Source organism: Virgisporangium aurantiacum (assembly GCF_016863635.1).
In the GTDB taxonomy this organism is placed as follows: domain Bacteria; phylum Actinomycetota; class Actinomycetes; order Mycobacteriales; family Micromonosporaceae; genus Virgisporangium; species Virgisporangium aurantiacum.
Map to the genome: position 1 here is coordinate 48,956 of NZ_BOPG01000089.1, position 17,321 is coordinate 66,276.

Genomic DNA, 17,321 nt, shown 5'->3' on the forward strand with positions numbered 1-17,321 from the left:
AACGGCATGGGCGTCTCTGGGAGCACCAGGGCAGGTCGTCCAGAACAGCTGATCGGGGCGCTGGTACCGCCCGCGACGCGGCGCTCTACACCCCCGGTTCCGCTGGAGGTGCCGGCGCTCCCCCGGCTCCAGTTGCCGGCCAATGCCGGGTCTGAGCCGTTTCTCATCGATGTGGCGCGTCTGGACGCGTCCGGGCGGGTTCTGCTCGCGCCCGGTGCTGGCCGCACTGGCGTGGAAGCCGGGCCGTCGTGTAGAGCTGCGCGTCGGCGCCGACGCCGTGCTGATCGGCTCTTGTACGGCGGGCCGGCAGGTGGTGGGCGGCCGTGGCGAGCTGACGCTGCCGGCGTCTGCGCGGCTGCTGGCAGGGCTCGACACGCAGACGCGGGTTGTGCTGATCGCGCTGCCCACGCAGGATCTGCTACTCGAACAGTCGCCGGCGCTCATCGCTCACCTACTCATTGAGCACTACGGTCGGCAGCCGGAGACCTGCGACGATGGCTGAGCCGGACCGGGTCGCGAAGGCACGCGCGGTGCTGGCGCAGTTGGGCGTGTCCGTCGCCGAACTGCAGACCGCCGAGGCCGTCGGCGTCGCCATGCCCTGTGGGGTGCCAAAAGTCGTTTCGCCTGGTGGTGGTGTGCGGTTCAGGCAGCTCGGTGGTATTCGTTGATGGCGCCGCCGAGGACTCGTCGTCGCCGGACCCCCGCATCGAGCGGGACCACAACGGTGGGATCATGCTTGGGCGGGTGTTGGCCCAGGCTCTGGTGCGGGCGGTGCCGGTTGAAGTGCGCGATGTACTCGTCGAGGACCTGCCGGGCGTGGTCCGCGTTGTAGATCAGCATGCGGTCGGTGCACTCGCGGCGGACGGTCCCGATGAACCGTTCGATGTAGCAGTTTGCCCGCGGCGTCCGCGGCGGAATCTTCACCACCTCGACGCCCTCGTCAGCGAGCACGGCGTCGAACGCGGCGGTGTACTTGCCGTCCCGGTCGCGGATCAGGAACCGGAACTCGCCGAGGCGCCGGCCCAGGTCCATGACCAGGTTACGGACCTGCTGCGTGCACCATTGCCCGGTCGGGCGCCCGGTGACGCCCAGCAGGTGAACCCGTCGTGTACCGACCTCCATCGCTACCAGCACGTACAGCCGGCGTAGCAAGACGGTGTCGACGTGGAAGAAGTCGACGGCCAGCATGCCCTGTGCCTGGGTGCGCAGGAAGGTCCGCCACTGGGTGTCCGCGTCGCGTGGAGCCGGCCCGAGCCTGGCTGTGGCGAGGATGCGTCGAATGGTGCCGGCCCCGACCCGGTGGCCGAGGCCGACCAGCTCACCCTGGATCCTGCGGTGCCCCCAGGACGGATTTTCCTGCGCCAAGCGCAGGACGAGTTCGCGGATCTCGCTGCCGACCGGTGGCCGGCCTGTCTGGTTGGGGTAGGTCCAATGCCGTTGGACCAGCCGACGGTGCCAAGCCAGCATCGTTGCCGGAGTGACGATCCGGTGCGCCCACAACCGGCGCGGAAGGACCCGGGACAGCGCCGACAGCACCGCCCGGTCCAACCACGACAGCTGCGGCCTGCCGACCTGACGACGTAGGACCGCCACCTCGTGCCGCAAGACCAGCAGCTCCGCGGTCTTGGCGTCCCCGTCGCGGGTCAGCGACGCCAGCCAGCCGAACACCTGCACCGACACCCGATACAGCAACCGCACGAACACGAACCGATCATCACGCACCCGAACACCGACCCAGCCCACACACCGTGCGACGACTTTTGGCACGGCACAGGGGCTCGTCCTAGACCATTCGGTCCGCGACAACCTGCTCCTGCCCCTGCTCGGGCGCATCGGGCGGGGTCCGTTCCTCAGCGACCGCGAGGGCAACTCGCTCGCACGCTCGCTGATCCAGCGGTTCTCCATCAAGGTCGCCAACCCGAACCGCCCGGTCCGGCTGCTGTCCGGCGGCAACCAGCAGAAGGTGGTCATCGCCAAATGGCTGGGGATCGAGCCCGACGTCCTGATCATGGACGAGCCAACGGCGGGCGTCGACATCGGGACCAAGTCCGAGATTCTCGACATGATCCGCAGCCTTGCCGACGACGGCAAGGGCATCATCGTCATCTCCTCCGAGCTACCGGAACTCCTCGCCGTCTGCGACCGGATCCTCGTACTGCGCGACGGTTCCGTGGCCCAGGATCTGCACCGCCGGGACGTTCGCGATGAGGAGTCCCTCCAACTCGCCGTCCAAGGAGTCTGAACCATGACACGTACTACCGCGCCCGCCGCCGCCGGCGAAGCCACCCCCGCAGGCCGGCGAGGCCTGGGGAGGATCGGCGAGTTCGACTGGCGGCGCTACGTCATCTACATCGGCTTCGTCGTCGTCTTTCTCTTCTTCGCCGTGTTCCTGCGCGACGAAGGCTTCCTGACGCCCAACAACCTGCTCAACATCTTCCGGCAGACCGCGATCATCACGGTCATCGCGGTGGCCATGACGTACGTCATCGCGGCCGCGGAGATCGACCTGAGCGTGGGCTCGGTCGCCGGCCTGTCCAGCGTCTGCACCGCGATGGCCCTGTCCCACTGGGGACTGGCGGCGGGCATCATCGCCGGCCTGGCCGTCGGACTCGTCGTCGGCTCCATCAACGGCGGCCTGGTCAGCACGCTCGGCATTCCGTCGTTCCTCGTCACCCTCGGCATGCTGGGCATCGCGGCTGGGGTCGCCCAGTGGATCACCGCTTCGGCCCCCCAGCCGATCCTCAACGACACCTACAACCTCATCTTCGGATCCGGCAACGTGGGCCCGATCCCGGGACTGCTGCTGTGGTCGGCGGCGTTCGTCGTGGTGGGCGCAGTCGTGTTGGCGAAGACGCGGTTCGGCCGGCAGGTCCTGGCCACCGGCGGCAACCGGACCGCCGCCGAGTTCACCGGGGTGAACACCCGCCGGATCAAGTTCTCGGTACTGCTGGTGTCCAGTGTGGTGGCCAGCATCGCGGGGATGCTCTACGCCGGCCGGCTGCAGTCCGGCCGCTTCCAGTGGGGCACCGGCGACGAACTGTCCGCCATCGCGGCCGTCATCCTCGGCGGCACGAGCCTGTTCGGCGGGTACGGCTCGGTCATCGGCACCCTCTTCGGGGCCCTGCTCATCGGTCTGATCAACAACGGCCTGATCCTCGCGGGGCTCGAGGCCAGCCAACAACAGGTGGTCCGCGGCGTGATCATCATCCTCGCCGTCGCGCTGGCCCGCCGGAAGTGAGGCCGTCATGACCGCCCGGTTCCGTGCCGGGATCGTCGGCGCCGGTTTCATGGGCACCGTCCACGCGCATGCCGTCCGGGCCGTCGGCGGGGTGGTGAGCCGGGTCGCGGGCCGCACGCTCGACGAGGCCGAGCAGGCCGCGGCCCGCATGGGCGCCGAACGGCCGGCAGCCTCGATCGACGACCTGGTGGCCGCCGACGACGTCGACGCCGTGCACATCTGCATCCCGAACAAGACCCACCTCCCGCTCGCCGAGGCCGTCCTGCGCGCCGGCAGGCACGTCGTATGCGAGAAGCCACTGGCGACCGACCCGGACGACGCCAGGCGGCTCACCGAGGCCGCCGCGGATGCCGGCGCGCAGGGTTATCACGATTCGTTCACCGCCTTCGTGTCGGACGTCTACGCCGCGGTAGCCGGGCACAAGCCCGAAGGGCTGCCCACCTTCGCCGACGGCCTGCGGGCGGCCGTCCTCACGCAAGCCGTCGTGGACTCGACGCGAGACGAGACCTGGGTGGAGGTGCCCGCGTGACGGCAGAACGATTCTTCGACCCGCATCAGCGAGAAACGGTGGCGGCGGCGATGGCCCGCATCATCCCCACCGACGACCGGCCCGGCGCGCGGGAGGCGGGCACGATCGACTTCCTCGACCGGTACCTGTCCAGCCTCGACCACGTCTACGCCAAGCCGGACGGCAGCGGTTTCGAGAAGCTCGAAGGCAAGCGGGCACAGGCGTGGCAGCAGCGGCTGGATATCCTGCGCGACAAGTACGTCGTCGGGGTTCAGGAACTCGACCGTCGGGCCGATACGCGGTTCGGCGCCGACTTCGCGGCACTGACCGGCGAGCAGCAGGACGAGGTCCTCACCGAGCTGGAGAAGGGCTGCCGGCAGACCGCGGACAACCTGGCCGAGGCGCAGGCGACCGCGGGGTTCGCGCCGGTGGAGACGCCCCTGCAACAGACGAGTGTGGAGATCGAGCTGGATTTCCTGCCGCTGCTCGCCCTGCACACCCGCCAGGGCTTCTACGCCGACCCCACCTACGGCGGCAACCGCGACCGGGTCGGCTGGGACTTCATCGGCTTCCCGGGGCCGGCTTCCCTCGCCGACGTGCACTCCGGCCGGTACAGCGTCGTCGAGTACTTCGCCGACCCCCTCGGGTACCCGGGGAAGGAGGACAACCGTGGCGCCTAAGCCGAAACCGGAGCGGGTCGACGTCTGCATCATCGGTGCCGGAGCCTCCGGCGCGACCGCCGCGAAGGTGCTCACCGAGCGCGGGTGGCGGGTGGTGGCGCTGGAACGCGGCCCGTGGCGCACCCGTGAGACGTTCGGCGGTGACGAACTGGCCAACGTCAGCCGCTACAACCTGTGGCCGGACCCGTTGCTCAACCCCCGGACCGTGCGCACGTCGGCGACCGAGGAGCCCAGGGTCGAGCTGTTCTGCCCCGTGCCGCAGATGGTCGGCGGAGGGACGGTGCACTGGCAGGGCTGGCTGCCGCGGTTCACGGAGAACGACTTCCGGCCGCGCACGGTCATCGGCGACCTGCCGGGGGCGACCCTCGCGGACTGGCCGATCAGCTACGCCGACCTGGAGCCCTACTACAGCCGGATCGAGTGGGCATTCGGCGTCTCCGGCCAGGCCGGGGCGAACCGGTTCGAAGGCCCGCGCAGCCGCGACTACCCGTGCCCGCCGCTGCCGCTGTCGCGGTACGCGCAGAAGTTTCACGCCGGATGCGCCGCGCTCGGCTACAACTCGTTCCCGACGCCGCAGGCGGCGCTGTCCCGGCCGTTGAACGGGCGCCGGCCGACGGTCATCAGCGCCTTCGCCCAGCAGCACGGCGATCCGACCGGGACCCGGTCAAGCGCGCTGAACGTGTTCGTGCCCGACGCACTCGCGACGGGCCGGTACGACCTGCGTCCCGACAGCTACGTGCGGGAACTGACCGTGGACGAGCGCGGACGCGTCCGCGGCGCGGTCTACGAGGACGCCGACGGCGACCCGGTCGAGCAGGAGGCGGACGTATTCGTGCTCGCCTGCGGCGCGATCGAAACGGCGCGGCTGCTGCTGCTGTCGCGCTCGGGCCGCTTCCCGAACGGCCTGGCCAACGGCAGCGACCTGGTCGGCCGCAACGTCACGTTCCACGAGTACAGCGCCGCGGTGGGGCTCTTCGAGGACCCGATCTACGCCTGGGCCGGCGGCGGCTACATCAGCGCCAGCAGCTTCCAGTTCTACGAGCATGACGACTCGCGCGGCTTCGCCGGCGGCGGACACATGGCGTGCGCCGGTGTGGGCATCCCGCTGCCGATCAACTGGGGGCTGCCGGACCGGCCGCTGTGGGGTGCCGAGGCCAAACGCATCGACCGGGAGTACTTCAACCACAGCATGGCCGCCGCGATGGTCGTGCACGACATGCCGCAGCTCGACAACCGCGTGGAACTCGATGAGAAAGTGACCGACGCGTGGGGCCTCCCGGTGGCCCGGATCACGCTGCGGCCGCACCCCAACGACCTGGCGATGGGACGCTACCTGATCGACCGGAACGCGGAGATCCTGGAGGCGGCCGGGGCGAAGAAGGTCTACCGGGTGTACATCGACCGGATCACCGGCAACTGCTCGCACCAGCACGGCACGACCCGAATGGGCACCGATCCGGAGACGTCGGTGCTGAACCCGTGGTGCCAGGCGCACGAGTCCGACAATCTCTTCGTGGTCGACGGCGGCCCGTTCCCCACCGGAACCGGAGCCAACCCGACACTGTCCATCATGGCCAACGCCTGGCGGATAGCCGAACACATCGCCAACGGTCGTCGCGAGGTACCGACATAAAACTGCCTACCAACCGGACACTGGAGGAGATCGCCGAGCGGGCCGCGGTGAACCCTCACGTGAGGGGTGCCAGCTCGCGGATCGATCTGCGACTACGAAATTAGGGCTCATCCCAGATGGGTGGGCGCTGACCTGGTCGGTGATCATGGTTGAGTGACGGCTGTCGTTGAGAACATGGTCAAGACGTGGGCTCCGGATGACTTCTGGCAGGTGGCGCAGCCGTTGATCCCAGTTCCGCCGCCGCGTCGGCAGGGCGGTGGAAGAAACGGGCCGATGACCGGGCGGTGCTGGCGGCGATCGTTTACCTGGTTCAGGCCGGCTTGTCCTGGCCGAAACTGCCCGCTGCCCTGTTCGGGGTCAGCCGATCAACGGTGCACCGCCGGTTCGGCGAGTGGACCCGATCCGGGCTATGGCCGCGGCTGCACCAGCAGTTCCTGCACCGCCTCGCCGTCGTCTCCGAGATCGACTGGTCGAGGGTCGTCGTCGACTCGATCGCCGTCAGGGCTCAAAAGGGGGCGCTGAAACCGGGCCGAGCCCGACCGACCGCGGCAAACCGGGGTCGAAGATCCACCTCATCTGCGACCGCACCGGGATCCCGCTGACCTGCCTCATCTCGGCCGGCAACGTCCCAGACGCCCACCTACTCATCCCGCTGCTGGACTCCATCGCCCCGATCCAAGGCCGCCGCGGACGACCCCGGCACCGACCCGGCAAGCTCCACGGCGACAAAGCCTATGACGTACACGCCCTACGCCACGAGGTCCGCCGACGCGGCATCGGCGTACGCATCGCCCGCAAAGGGATCGAGTCCTCCGAACGCCTGGGCCGCCACCGCTGGATCGTCGAGTCCTGCCTGTCCTGGCTCCAACACAACCGCCGACTCGTCCGCCGCTACGACCGCAAAGCCGACCACTTCCAAGCATTCGCCGACCTCGGCTGCATCCTGCTCTGCTACCGCCGCCTACTCAAGAACAACCATCTGGGATGAGCCCTAAAGGCATCGAGTCCTCGACCAAACTTGGCCGGCACTGGAATGGATCACCCGATTCCGGCGCCTGGCCCGCCGCTACGCCGGATCGTCGTCGTGCACATCCCGGGCCCTGGTTCGGGCAGCGATCAGCCGACGGATACGCGCCAATCGATCTGCGTCGCTACCTGCGGCGGCAGCGGCCACGTTGATTGCTGCGAGGACCACGCGGTCACGGGTCGTCGCGTCCGTGTTGGCGGCCAGGTATTCGAACATCTGATCCTCAGTGCCAGAAATCCAATCGGTCGGTCGGGCGGGGTCGGCCGGCGTGGTGTCCATGCCCACCATCCTGCGGGCCACGGTCCGTGTACACGGATGAAATCGGAGAGAAAACTGCCTGTGGGGTTCGTAAATGGTGTTCGGTGGCTGTGACGTGCGGACTTTGTCCGCTGGGCGGCGGCGGGGTGACGGCGACGATCCATGTCACGACACGATCCAGCCCCGCGACCACTGGTCGATCTTCCTCGTCACCCGGCCACCCCTGAGCCCAGGACGATCTTCTTGATGGAAGGGAGAACCTTGAACGGCTGCTCCGAGGAAGTATCTGCAGGAACTGCGAGACCGGGCGGTTCGGCTCGCCCGTGAGTCGCACCGGCCGCTGGCCCATGTGGCGCGGGATCCGGGAGTGCATCCGGCGATCCGCCTGATCGCCCCGGCACTCAACGCCGGGTGCGCCGGACGCCCGGACCGGCCACGCGCTGGCCACGTTGAAAGGAGGGTTGAACAGGCCCAGCCAGTACCCGGATGACTCATTGGGGTTTACTTCTGACGTTTCCGTGGCAAACTCTTTTTGATCAATAATGTTATTCACGATACGCGGAGACCAGCAATGAGTGGATTCACGGTCACGATCACGCCCACCGGCACCGGCCGCGGCGCACGGGCGGGTCAGACGTCCGGGTCGAAAACGACGATCCAGGTCGACACGACAGGTGGGATCGCCAGGGTCACTGAGCTTACCGTCCACACCGACGGCTCCGGCCTTTCCCAGCAGGACCTTCCGATAGTCGACCTCGCCGCGTTGGTGGCCGCTCTGACGCCACCCGCTCCTACCGCGCCGGACACCCCATCGTCCACACAGGTTTCAGCTCAGCCGTCGCGTAGGCGGCGCACCCGAAACCCCGCCGCGGAGGCACCGAAGAAGTCCACGCAACGTCGACAGCGTGGCCGGGTTGCCGACCAGACCCCGACCCGAAAGACGGCACGAACCAGCCGTGCCTACCGGCGGATGCCGGAACAGGCGGATGTGGTCGCAGCGTGGAACGACTCCCGCAGCACCATCCAGGTAGCCGACCACTTCGGTGTCCCCCGGCACACAGCCACCAGTTGGCTGCGCCGACTACGCCAGACCGGTGTCATCGAGTAGGCGTCAAAGAGCAGCGCGTCCACAGGTACTCGTTGACGGGTACACGTTGACGGTGGCCACCGGGTGGTGCTCGATCCGTTCGCCCCGCCGCCATCCGTTGAATGCACAGACATGGTAGGCCGCGTCCCCGGTTACCCTCGCAAACTCTGCGATCGTCACGCCTCCGGTGTCGGTAACGCGTTCGCGCTTGGCCGCGCAATATCCACCCGTCTTACCCGCCGAGCCGGCCGAGCCGGCCGGCCGCTCCAGCAATGGCAACGCCAATCGCACCCGATCCAATCTGGCGCTAACTGCCCCGCCACACTGAGTTGGACCTCCGCAGACCGCCCCTAAACCCTGCCAATACTCGCACGTGGCGTTTGAACCGGCTTTGTTGGTGTGGTCGGGCTGCTTGGTGGTACTGGTCATGGTACTGGTCGATCACGCGTCGGGAACACGGTCGGATCGCGATCGCCCGTGTCGATCTGGGGCAGCCGAGGCACAGGCACCTGCGAGGACTGAGGGCGCCCAGCCGCCCGAGGACGGTGGTGTCGAGACTCGTGACCAAGTGGTGTCCTTACTGACGACCAAAGCCAGCCTTGCCCCAGGAATCGCACCAAGGCATACTCGGTCATGCGACTTGGTCGTATGAACAAGTCGCCGCACCGCTCGTTCCATCGTCGTGCGCGATGACGCCTACCGAGGAGATGCCCGTGGACGACGCGGTTCTGGACGACGTCGAGCTCGTGTGCTCGGGTCAGATCACCGCTCCGCGGGTGGCCCCAGCCCCGCCGGCGGAGTGGCCCGACCGGGTCCGCGCGATTCTCACGGCCAACCTGGGCGCCGAATCCCCGCTCGGTGCGGCGCGCCTGGGCGATCTCAACCTCTTCACCACGGTCGCCCGGCACCACCAGCTCTTCCCGGCCTGGATGCGGTTCGCCGATCAACTACTCCGCCACGGCTCGCTGCCGTTCCGCGACCGGGAGGTTGCGATACTGCGCGTCGCCTACCACTGCCGCGTCGCCTACGAATGGGGCCATCACGTGAAGATCGCCCTTGCCGGCGGACTCGACCCCGCCACCGTGGCACGGGTCGTCGACGGGCCGGCCGCCGACGGCTGGGACAACCGGAGCCGCCTACTCGTTACGGCCGTGGACGAACTGCACTTCGACGCCCGGATCAGCGGACCGACATGGTCGGGTCTCCGCGGCCATCTCGAGACCACGCAGCTGATCGAGCTGCCGGTACTCGTCGGCCACTACACACTGCTGGCGTACACCATCAACAGTCTTGGCATCCAGCCCGAACCGGGTCTGTCGCCGTTACCGCAGCCGACCGGGCGGAGCACCGATGACCGCCGCTGACCCCGCACCCCTGGTCGTCATCACCGACTGGGACCTCCCCGACGACGGCACAGCCGTAGCCCTTCTCAGCTCCGCCGGGCTCCGGGTACACCGGGCGAACTGCCGCCAACCCGACGACGTCATACGCGCGGCCTGTGATGCCACCGCGATCCTCGTCCAGTGGGCGCCGATCACCGCGGAGGTTCTCGACGAGCTGACCCATTGCCGCTTCATCAGCCGGCTCGGCATCGGATACGACATGATCGACGTCGACGCCGCCAGCCGGCGGGGCATCGCGGTTGCCAACACGCCCGACTACTGCGTCGACGAAGTCGCCACGCATGCCGTCGCGATGATCCTCGCCCTCTCCCGACGGCTATTGCCCTTGGACGGCGCGGTACGCGCGGGACGGTGGTCGGTGCTGGCCGACGCGTCCCAGGCGAGCCGGCCCGACCGGACGACCCTCGCCGTCATCGGCTTCGGTCGGATCGGGTCGCTGGTCGCCGCACACGCCCGCGCACTCGGGTTCACCGTCGTCGTGCACGACCCCGGCGTGTCCGCGGACGACATCGGAGCGGCCGGTCACCGTCCCGTCGACCTGGCCCCGGCGCTCGGCAGCGCCGACATCATCAGCCTCCACGCCCCGTTGACCGCGAAGACCCGGCACCTGCTCGATCGGGAGGCGATCCGACGGCTCAAACCCGGCAGCCTGGTGGTCAACACCTGCCGGGGCGGACTGGTCGACGAGACCGCCCTCGCTGAGGCACTGCGCAGCGGGTACCTCGGCGGGGCCGCACTCGACGTGTTCGAGACCGAACCGCTGCCCGCCGACAGCCCACTGCGCGACGCTCCGAACCTGCTCCTCACTCCACACGCCGCCTGGTACTCGCCTACGTCGATACAAGAGTTGCCCCGCCGCGCGGCCGGCCAGATCGTCGACTTTCTGGCCGGCCGCGCGGTGAACTCGATAGTCAACCCGCACGCGCGACGGTGATCGGTGGTGGCCTGCGCCGGGCCGGGCCTGGTGGGAACGAGGTCGGTGCCGGGCCGGGTGGGCGACCGTGGTCGCCAGCCGTCCCCGCAGAAGTTCCTGCCGCACCATCGCGCCGCTCAGCATCGCAGGTCAAGCCGATCCGTCCGGGCCCAGCGACGGCCCGCCCGGCGGGTGTTGGATGAGTTGGATCGTGATGCCGTCCGGGTCTCGCAGATAGCATCCACGACCCCCGGCGTACGGGCCCCAGGGAATGGTGACCGGACCGGGCGAACGGAACGTCGCGTGGTCACGCAACCGCTCGTACTCCCCCTGCAGGTCGTCGACGAGCAGGCAGAGGTGGCCGTTGCCGACGTTGTAGGTTTCCATGTCGACCGTGCCCGGCGCGGGCTCGAAGAACTGGAGCAGTTCGAGCACCGTGCCGCCGGGAAGGCTGAAGAAGGCGCACTCCATGCGGCAGTCCGGGTACCCGATCATCGTCCCGATGTACGGCACATCCCAGGTCCTGCGCAGCAGTAGCGGGTTGCCGAGCAGCACGGTGTACCACGGTATCGAATGGTCGAGGTCCGACACGGTGAAGCCGACGTGATCCAGCCCGCGCAACGTCATGACCGCTCCTCGGAAAGCCGCACGTACGAGCCGGTCCGGGCCGACCGGTACATCGCCGACACGAACTCCACCGCTCCAAGCCCGACGTGCGACGGTGACCCGTTGCCGGTCCGGCCGGCGGCGATGTCGATGAGGTTGTGCACCGGTGCGTGTTCGGGATTGCGGTCCACCGCGGGCAGCAGCGGGAGATGCTCGACGGTCGTGCCGTGGTGGATGGAGGCGCGCCCCTCGTTGACGTCGAGTCGGACGTGACCGTCCCGGCCGAAGATCTCCACCTGGACGATCTCCTTCTGTCCCGCAAGCACCGAACCGGTCGAGCTCAGCACTCCGGTAGCGCCGTTGACGAATCGGAACGCCGTGCTGACGGTCAGGTCGACCGGGAGTTCGAAGTCCGCGGTGTAGGCGGCGAGTGCCGCGACCGGCACGCCGGTGAGCCACAGCAGCAGCGCCGCGGCGTGGGTCACCTGGGTCTGGCCCTGGCCGCCGCCGGCAAGCGCCGGATCGCCGTAGGTGGACGGGTCGGGCGGATTCACCGGGTAGCCGAACAGCCGCCGGTACGGCTCGGGATCGCCGGCGTACAGGTGGCGGACCGTGGAGGCGTACAGGCACGACACGTGCTCGATCGGCCCGATCCGGCCGGCCGCGATGGCATCGCGGATTGCGAGTACGTGCGTGTTGTAGTGCCACGGATAGTCGACGAGCAGTTCCGCGCCGCGGGCCCGGGCCAGCGCGACGAGTTCACGACCGTGCGCCGGCTCCAGCACCATGGGCTTCTCCAGCAGGGTGTGGATGCCCCGCTCGAGAACGAGCCGGGCCACCGGGTGGTGCACGGCGTGTGGAACAGCCACGACCGCGGCGTCGACCGTCACGGCGTCGAGCATCGCCTCGGTCGTGTCGAAACACTCACCGGACGGGAACGCCGCACGGGCCGCCGCCAGCCGTGCCGATGCGGGATCGACCAGCGCGACCAGTTCCGCGTCCGGGTGTACGGCGATCGCGGGCAGGTGCGCATACGTCGACCACCATCCGCAGCCGATGACCGCGACCCGGACCGGCATCACCCCACCTCCGTCGAGAGCCGGAACACCCGTTCGGCGGTGCCGGCGAACAGTTTCCGCCGCTCATCGGTGGCGAAGTCGGCGACGATCTCGGCGTACGCGTCGATCACGTCGCCGTAGGAGCTGAAGAGCCGGTCGACCGGCCAGTTGGTGCCGAAGAAGCTGCGGTCGACGCCGAAGGCCTCCACGCAGGCCAGGACCCACGGACGGATCGACGTGACGGTCCACCGGTGATCTGCCTGGCCCAGCCCGGAGATCTTCACCACGACGTTCCCGGCCGCGGCAAGGTTCCGCATCTCCGCCCGCCACAATCGGAACGTGGCCTGAGCGCGGTCCTTCGGGTAGCCCGCGTGGTCGATGCACAGCGTCGCGCCGGGATGGCGCTCGGCCAGTCGGCGGGCGTGCCGCAGCTGGTCTATCGCCGGATCGGCGCAGCAGACCAGTCCGGCCGCCGCGAGTGCCGCGAAACCCAGCTCCCATGCCTCGTCGGTGAGGTAGTCGTCGTAGCGCAGATCCCGGACACCGCAGACGTTCGGGTACCTCTGATGCCGGCGCAACTGGACGGCGGCGTCGGGACGGGACAGGTCGACCGCGGCGACTATCCCGTGCGGTACACCCAGTCTCTCGGTGAACGCGTGCAGCCAACGGGTCTCCTCGAACGGGTCCGGCGTACCGAGCGCGGCCTGGACGTGCACCACCTTGCTGACGTTGTGGAAGCGGGTCTCGGCGAGGAAATCGTCGGCCCAGTACCGCTGGGCCCGGATGGCGCCGTCGGGACCGACGATCTCGTCGACCGGGGCGTCGGGATCCAGCCAGGAGTACCGCAGCGTCGGGTGGTTGAGGTCATGGAAGTGCACGTGTGTGTCGACGAATGGCAGGTCGGCCATGTCAACCGAGCCCAGGCACGGTGCCGAGCCGGGCGCCGCCGTCGACATCGAGGGTGACGCCGGTCAGGAAACTCGCGGCTTCGGAGACGAAGAACAGGACGGCTTCGGTGACGTCCGCCTCGGTGGCGTTGCGCCCGAGCGGGTTGGTCGCGGCGGCCCGGGCGACGATCGTGTCCGCCGGCAGACCCATCCGCGCGGTCTTCCAGCGCAGCACCTCCCGCCCCATGGCGGTGGTCGGGCAGCCGACCGGGCAGACGCAGTTGACGGTGACCCCGTCCGGTGCGAGCTCAGCGGCCAGCGCCTCCGTGAGCCCGACGAGGCCGAACTTCGACGCGACGTACGCGACCTGACCGGCGAAACCCCGACGGCCGCAGTCCGAGCCGATGGTGACGATCCGGCCGCGTCCGCTCGCCCGAAGCGGCGCCGCCGCAGCCTGTGCGGTGAGGAACGCGCCCTTGAGGTTCACGTCGAGGGTCCGGTCCCAGCTCTCCTCGGTGACCGCCTCCAGATCACCGACCTGGAACACGCCGGCGGAGACGATCACCGTGTCCAGGCCGCCGAACCGGTCGTGCGCGGCGGTGACCGCGCGCCCCACCGCCTCGGCCGAGCGGACGTCGGCGGTGATGCCGAGGGCGGCATCACCGAGTTGGTCGACGATCTGACCCACCCGCTCGGCGTCGACGTCGAGCACCGCCACGCTCGCGCCGGTGCGGACCAACCCGGCGGCGATCGCGCGGCCGAAGCCGGACGCGCCGCCGGTCACGAGTGCTTTGCGGGAGTCCGCGGTGGCCCCCACGTCACAACCCCAACGTCTTGCCGATGATGTCGCGCTGGATCTCGCTGGACCCGCCGTAGATCGTGCCGGCCAGCGCGGACCGGACGTGCCGTTCCATGTCGTATTCGCTCGCGTAACCGTATCCGCCCATCATCTGCATACCCTCGAGCGTGACCCGTTTGGCGGTCTCGGTGACCTTGAGCTTCGCCATCGACACCTCCTGCGGCAGGATGCGGTGCGGGTCGGCGTCGACCCGTTGCGCCACGTGATAGGTGAGCAGACGGCAGCACTCCAACTCGGTCGCCAGGTCGGCGATCCGGTGCCGCAGCGCCTGGAACGTACCGATCGGGCGACCGAACTGCTCGCGCTGCTTCACGTAGGCCAGCACGTCGTCGAAGGCCCGCTCCGCGATGCCCAGCAGTACCGCCGCCAGCACCAGACGTTCGACGTTGAGCCCGGTCGTCAGCTGCGACCAGCCGGCGTCGACGGTTCCGACCACCGCGTCGGCGGGCAGCCGGCAGTCGGTGAAGAAGATGTCGTTGACCTCGCGGCCGCCGAGCGTGTCGATGCCGCGGATCTCCATACCGGGCGTGCCGGTCGGCACCCGGAACATCGTCAGGCCCTCGTGTTTGGTGGCACCGCGCCCGGTGCGCGCCACCAGCAGGATGTGCTTGGCGTAGTGGGCGCCGGAGCACCACGTCTTCTGCCCGTTGACGACCCAGCCGTCACCGTCGCGCACCGCCCGGCAGGACAGGCTGCCCACGTCGGACCCGGCACCGGGCTCCGACATCGCGACCGACTCGGGGGCGCCGCCCACGATCCCGCCGAGCATCTCCTTCTTCTGCTGCGCGCTGCCGTACCGTTCGTAGGCCGCCGCGACGATGATCGTCGTCGCGATGCCGACCACCGGCAGGCCGCCGCGCATGCACTCCTCGACCACGACGCACATGTCGAGCATCGAACTGCCGGCGCCGCCGTACTCGGCCGGCACGGTGACGCCGACCCAGCCCAGGTCGGCGATGCGCTGGTACAGCTCCGGGCTGTGGTTGTCCTTGAAGTCGTTGGTCCAGGCGGCCCGCTGCTCCCGGGTGCCGCACTCCTTGCGGCTGAAGTCGCGGATCGCGGCGGCCAACGCGCGCTGCTCGTCGTTCAGCTGAAGCGTGCTCATGCCGCCACCGCCCGGTAGACGGTGACGACGGCGGCTCCGCCGAGCCCGATGTTGTGCTGCAGCCCCACGTGCGCGTCCGGTACCTGCCGCGCGTCGGCGGCGCCGCGCAGCTGCCAGTTCAGCTCGGCGCACTGGGCCAGGCCGGTCGCCCCGAGCGGATGGCCCTTGGAGATCAGACCCCCGGACGGGTTGACCACCGGCCCGTCGCCGCCGTACGTGGTGGCGCCGCGGTCGACCAGTTCGTGCCCGTGGCCCGGCTCGGCCATCCCCAGCGCCTCGTACATGAGGATCTCCATGACGCTGAAGCAGTCGTGCAGTTCGACCACGTCGATGTCGTCCGGACCGAATCCGGCCTGCTCGTAGGCCATGCGCGCGGCCGTGCGGGACATGTCGAACCCGACGATCCTGATACAGTCCGCGTCGTCGTCGAACACGCCGGGAAGGTCGGTGACCATTGCCTGCCCGACGATTTCGACGGCCCGGTCCCACAACTCGTGCTCGTCGACGAAACGCTCCGAGGCGACGACCGCCGCGGCGCTGCCGTCGCTGGTGGGCGAGCACTGCAGCTTGGTCAGCGGACCGTAGATCGTGGGCGAGTCGAGAATGTCGCCGAGCGTGTACGCGGTGCGGAACTGCGCGTACGGGTTGTTCACGGAGTGCTGGTGGTTCTTCCAGCCGACCTTGGCGAAGTGTTCGGGGGTCGAACCGTAGCGCCGCATGTGTTCCATACCCGCGTTGCCGAACATCTGCGGAGCCATCGGGGCATCCGATCGGGGAAACCGGCGGCCCATGGCCTCCAGATGACGGTCGATCGGATACGTGCGGTCGGTGAAGGTCACCCCGAGCGACCCGCGTCGCATCTTCTCGAACCCGACGGCCAGGGCGCAGTCAGCGACGCCGTGCTTGACCGCCTGCCGGGCCAGATAGAGGGCGCTGGACCCGGTGGAGCAGTTGTTGTTGACGTTCACGACCGGTATCCCGCTCAGGCCCAACTGGTATAGCGCGCGCTGCCCCGCGGTCGAGTCGGCGTAGCAGTAGCCCGCGTACGCCTCCTGCACCTGGTCGTAGGCCACGCCCGCGTCGTCGAGCGCACGCCGACCGGCTTCGGCCGCCCAGTCCGGATAGTCGCCGTCCTTGGCGCCGGGCTTGGCGAACGGGGTCATCCCCACGCCGACGACGAATGTGCGTTCGGTACTCATGACGATTCCTTTGTCGTGATAACCGCATTGGTCATGACGGGCGTGCCGCGTTCCTTGCTGTGCATGGTCAGCAGGATCCGGTCGGGGTCGGTCCAGATCCGCACGACCAACGTCTCGCCCGGGTACACCACGCCCGCGAAGCGGGCCCGGTAGGCCGACACAGCGGTGACGTCACCGCCGAGAACCGTGTCGACGACCGCCTTCGCGCCCATGCCGTACGTGCACAACCCATGCAGGATCGGGGCGGGGAAACCGGCCCGGGCGGCGAACCTCGGGTCGGCATGGACCCGGTTGTGGTCACCGCTGAGCCGGTAGAGCAGGGCCTGCTGAGGAAGGGTGGCGCGCTCGACGACGGCGTCGGGCTCGCGCGCGGGCGGTTCCGGGGCGGGCGCCGACGCGCCGGTCCGGCCGAACCCGCCGGCGCCCCGGATGAACGAGGAGAACCGGTTGACGAAGCACGGCCGTCCGTCGGCCACCCGCCGGGTCAGCGTCTCCACGATGACGAGTGCGCCGCTCCCCTTGTCTTCCACGCCGGTGACCCGGCCGGTGGTGACGACGTCGTCGACCGGGCGGATCGGTTCGTACAGCTCGATCTCCTGCTCGCCGTGCAGCAACGTCGTCGGGTCGATGTCGAAGCCGTCGAGGTCGTTCAGGCCGTGCAGCACGTCGAAGGCCGGGATGACCGCGAACGTCGGCAGGACCCGCGGGTCGGGTTCGAGGAGGTAGGCCAGTTCGGCCGGGTCGGTCGGTGTCGAGCCGGCGCCTAGCCCCAGGTGGTAGAGCGCCACGCGGTCGACGTCCCAGGACGCCCATTTCTGCGGCAGCTCGGCGTTCAGCAGCGCGGTCGGGTCGAGCGGCAT

Annotated in this window: 18 protein-coding genes and 1 pseudogene; 10 read left to right on the forward strand and 9 right to left on the reverse strand. The window is 69.1% G+C overall.

The genetic code is table 11. The features are described from left to right. The first annotated feature begins 214 nt into the window (after window positions 1-214). Window positions 215-502 (forward strand): hypothetical protein, encoded by a 288-nt coding sequence (locus Vau01_RS53250; protein WP_204009242.1) that lies wholly within the window; start codon window positions 215-217, stop codon window positions 500-502. Beyond that, a complete protein-coding gene (locus Vau01_RS53255) occupies window positions 495-668 on the forward strand; it encodes a hypothetical protein (RefSeq protein WP_204009243.1) in 174 nt (57 codons plus the stop codon). Before Vau01_RS53250 ends, Vau01_RS53255 begins: the two co-directional genes overlap by 8 nt. On the opposite strand, the gene Vau01_RS53260 is transcribed toward Vau01_RS53255, so the two are convergent. Continuing rightward, window positions 643-1,722, reverse strand: coding sequence for an integrase core domain-containing protein (locus Vau01_RS53260; RefSeq protein ID WP_239152718.1), 1,080 nt, complete (start codon window positions 1,720-1,722; stop codon window positions 643-645). The two genes, Vau01_RS53255 and Vau01_RS53260, sit on opposite strands and share 26 nt — an antisense overlap. Between Vau01_RS53260 and Vau01_RS53265 the strand changes: the two genes are divergently transcribed. The 6 genes and pseudogenes from Vau01_RS53265 to Vau01_RS53290 all read left to right on the forward strand — a co-directional run bounded on the left by Vau01_RS53265 (window position 1,625) and on the right by Vau01_RS53290 (window position 7,047). Beyond that, complete coding sequence (locus Vau01_RS53265; protein ID WP_204009245.1) at window positions 1,625-2,242, forward strand: ATP-binding cassette domain-containing protein; 618 nt, start codon at window positions 1,625-1,627, stop codon at window positions 2,240-2,242. The two genes, Vau01_RS53260 and Vau01_RS53265, sit on opposite strands and share 98 nt — an antisense overlap. 3 nt (window positions 2,243-2,245) lie before the next feature. Next, entirely contained in the window at window positions 2,246-3,238 is a 993-nt protein-coding gene (locus Vau01_RS53270; protein ID WP_204009246.1) for an ABC transporter permease, read from the forward strand. A 7-nt stretch (window positions 3,239-3,245) separates the two neighbouring features. Further along, window positions 3,246-3,767 (forward strand): Gfo/Idh/MocA family protein, encoded by a 522-nt coding sequence (locus tag Vau01_RS53275; RefSeq protein WP_204009247.1) that lies wholly within the window; start codon window positions 3,246-3,248, stop codon window positions 3,765-3,767. Next, window positions 3,764-4,426 carry a gluconate 2-dehydrogenase subunit 3 family protein gene (locus Vau01_RS53280; RefSeq protein WP_204009248.1) on the forward strand — a complete coding sequence of 221 codons (663 nt, stop codon included), beginning with the start codon at window positions 3,764-3,766 and terminating at the stop codon, window positions 4,424-4,426. The genes Vau01_RS53275 and Vau01_RS53280 overlap by 4 nt, the downstream gene beginning before the upstream one ends. Continuing rightward, window positions 4,416-6,059 (forward strand): GMC family oxidoreductase, encoded by a 1,644-nt coding sequence (locus tag Vau01_RS53285; protein WP_204009250.1) that lies wholly within the window; start codon window positions 4,416-4,418, stop codon window positions 6,057-6,059. The genes Vau01_RS53280 and Vau01_RS53285 overlap by 11 nt, the downstream gene beginning before the upstream one ends. A 174-nt stretch (window positions 6,060-6,233) precedes the next feature. After that, window positions 6,234-7,047 (forward strand): annotated as a pseudogene (locus tag Vau01_RS53290) (IS5 family transposase). A gap of 78 nt (window positions 7,048-7,125) precedes the next feature. On the opposite strand, the gene Vau01_RS53295 reads toward Vau01_RS53290, so the two are convergent. Continuing rightward, a complete protein-coding gene (locus tag Vau01_RS53295) occupies window positions 7,126-7,365 on the reverse strand; it encodes a hypothetical protein (protein WP_204009251.1) in 240 nt (79 codons plus the stop codon). 1,779 nt (window positions 7,366-9,144) lie between these two features. Between Vau01_RS53295 and Vau01_RS53300 the strand changes: the two genes are divergently transcribed. Both Vau01_RS53300 and Vau01_RS53305 read left to right on the forward strand, forming a co-directional pair. Continuing rightward, entirely contained in the window at window positions 9,145-9,795 is a 651-nt protein-coding gene (locus tag Vau01_RS53300) for a carboxymuconolactone decarboxylase family protein (protein ID WP_204009252.1), read from the forward strand. After that, window positions 9,782-10,768: a C-terminal binding protein gene (locus tag Vau01_RS53305; RefSeq protein WP_204009253.1), complete on the forward strand. Its 987-nt coding sequence runs from the start codon at window positions 9,782-9,784 to the stop codon at window positions 10,766-10,768. The genes Vau01_RS53300 and Vau01_RS53305 overlap by 14 nt, the downstream gene beginning before the upstream one ends. Window positions 10,769-10,897: 129 nt before the next feature. On the opposite strand, the gene Vau01_RS53310 is transcribed toward Vau01_RS53305, so the two are convergent. The 7 genes from Vau01_RS53310 to Vau01_RS53340 are packed head-to-tail and all read right to left on the reverse strand — an operon-like array spanning window position 10,898 to window position 17,321. Next, window positions 10,898-11,374 carry a VOC family protein gene (locus Vau01_RS53310; RefSeq protein ID WP_204009254.1) on the reverse strand — a complete coding sequence of 159 codons (477 nt, stop codon included), beginning with the start codon at window positions 11,372-11,374 and terminating at the stop codon, window positions 10,898-10,900. Continuing rightward, on the reverse strand, window positions 11,371-12,432 hold the full coding sequence (locus Vau01_RS53315) for a Gfo/Idh/MocA family protein (protein WP_204009255.1): 1,062 nt from the start codon (window positions 12,430-12,432) through the stop codon (window positions 11,371-11,373). Before Vau01_RS53315 ends, Vau01_RS53310 begins: the two co-directional genes overlap by 4 nt. After that, the gene (locus Vau01_RS53320; RefSeq protein ID WP_204009256.1) at window positions 12,432-13,319 is read right to left on the reverse strand and encodes an amidohydrolase family protein; all 888 of its coding nucleotides are present in this window, start codon (window positions 13,317-13,319) and stop codon (window positions 12,432-12,434) included. Before Vau01_RS53320 ends, Vau01_RS53315 begins: the two co-directional genes overlap by 1 nt. 1 nt (window position 13,320) lies before the next feature. Then, window positions 13,321-14,115 carry an SDR family NAD(P)-dependent oxidoreductase gene (locus Vau01_RS53325; RefSeq protein WP_204009258.1) on the reverse strand — a complete coding sequence of 265 codons (795 nt, stop codon included), beginning with the start codon at window positions 14,113-14,115 and terminating at the stop codon, window positions 13,321-13,323. A 1-nt stretch (window position 14,116) separates the two neighbouring features. Further along, a complete protein-coding gene (locus tag Vau01_RS53330; protein WP_204009260.1) occupies window positions 14,117-15,262 on the reverse strand; it encodes an acyl-CoA dehydrogenase family protein in 1,146 nt (381 codons plus the stop codon). Then, a complete protein-coding gene (locus Vau01_RS53335) occupies window positions 15,259-16,461 on the reverse strand; it encodes a lipid-transfer protein (RefSeq protein ID WP_204009262.1) in 1,203 nt (400 codons plus the stop codon). The genes Vau01_RS53330 and Vau01_RS53335 overlap by 4 nt, the downstream gene beginning before the upstream one ends. Continuing rightward, complete coding sequence (locus Vau01_RS53340) at window positions 16,458-17,321, reverse strand: MaoC/PaaZ C-terminal domain-containing protein (RefSeq protein WP_204009263.1); 864 nt, start codon at window positions 17,319-17,321, stop codon at window positions 16,458-16,460. The genes Vau01_RS53335 and Vau01_RS53340 overlap by 4 nt, the downstream gene beginning before the upstream one ends.

Excerpts from the sequence above, each read along its gene's own strand:
- Vau01_RS53315 (WP_204009255.1), bottom strand. The coding sequence starts at position 12,432 with ATGCCGGTCCGGGTCGCGGTCATCGGCTGCGGATGGTGGTCGACGTAT.
- Vau01_RS53270 (WP_204009246.1), top strand. The coding sequence starts at position 2,246 with ATGACACGTACTACCGCGCCCGCCGCCGCCGGCGAAGCCACCCCCGCA.
- Vau01_RS53255 (WP_204009243.1), top strand. The coding sequence starts at position 495 with ATGGCTGAGCCGGACCGGGTCGCGAAGGCACGCGCGGTGCTGGCGCAG.
- Vau01_RS53335 (WP_204009262.1), bottom strand. The coding sequence starts at position 16,461 with ATGAGTACCGAACGCACATTCGTCGTCGGCGTGGGGATGACCCCGTTC.
- Vau01_RS53295 (WP_204009251.1), bottom strand. The coding sequence starts at position 7,365 with ATGGACACCACGCCGGCCGACCCCGCCCGACCGACCGATTGGATTTCT.
- Vau01_RS53340 (WP_204009263.1), bottom strand. The coding sequence starts at position 17,321 with ATGCCGCTCGACCCGACCGCGCTGCTGAACGCCGAGCTGCCGCAGAAA.
- Vau01_RS53310 (WP_204009254.1), bottom strand. The coding sequence starts at position 11,374 with ATGACGTTGCGCGGGCTGGATCACGTCGGCTTCACCGTGTCGGACCTC.
- Vau01_RS53305 (WP_204009253.1), top strand. The coding sequence starts at position 9,782 with ATGACCGCCGCTGACCCCGCACCCCTGGTCGTCATCACCGACTGGGAC.
- Vau01_RS53320 (WP_204009256.1), bottom strand. The coding sequence starts at position 13,319 with ATGGCCGACCTGCCATTCGTCGACACACACGTGCACTTCCATGACCTC.
- Vau01_RS53330 (WP_204009260.1), bottom strand. The coding sequence starts at position 15,262 with ATGAGCACGCTTCAGCTGAACGACGAGCAGCGCGCGTTGGCCGCCGCG.
- Vau01_RS53275 (WP_204009247.1), top strand. The coding sequence starts at position 3,246 with ATGACCGCCCGGTTCCGTGCCGGGATCGTCGGCGCCGGTTTCATGGGC.